At 29.8% G+C, this 362-nt stretch carries 1 pseudogene; it reads right to left on the minus strand.

The window, feature by feature from the left end:
* Positions 1-23: 23 nt before the first annotated feature.
* Positions 24-362, minus strand: a pseudogene (locus QS62_RS07015) (replication initiation protein); the annotation flags it as partial.

Genomic DNA, 362 nt, shown 5'->3' on the forward strand with positions numbered 1-362 from the left:
CAGATTTGTGCTTGTTTTTTTGTTTAACTTTTTGAAAATGAATCAACCAAATCAATTTGTTTATCGTCTATTTTAACTAATTCACATTCAACTAATTTAAATCCTCTCTTACGCAACTCAATAAGAAAATCTTGTTTAGTTCCTAGCTTAGATCTAAAACTGGCATTAGTTTCCAAGAATATCCAATAATGACGTAAATCATCTAACGTTACAGCGTCTAAATCAGAATAAAAATTTTCTAAAATAGCTAAACAGTCTTTTACATAATTCCCATATTCTGCACTACTCATTCGAGGATTTTGTTTATCGAGATGAACAAATTTTCCGTATTTGTTTTTGTGAGGGAATGGAGGTCGTTTTAG

The organism is Gallibacterium salpingitidis (genome assembly GCF_001678495.1).
GTDB lineage: Bacteria > Pseudomonadota > Gammaproteobacteria > Enterobacterales > Pasteurellaceae > Gallibacterium > Gallibacterium salpingitidis.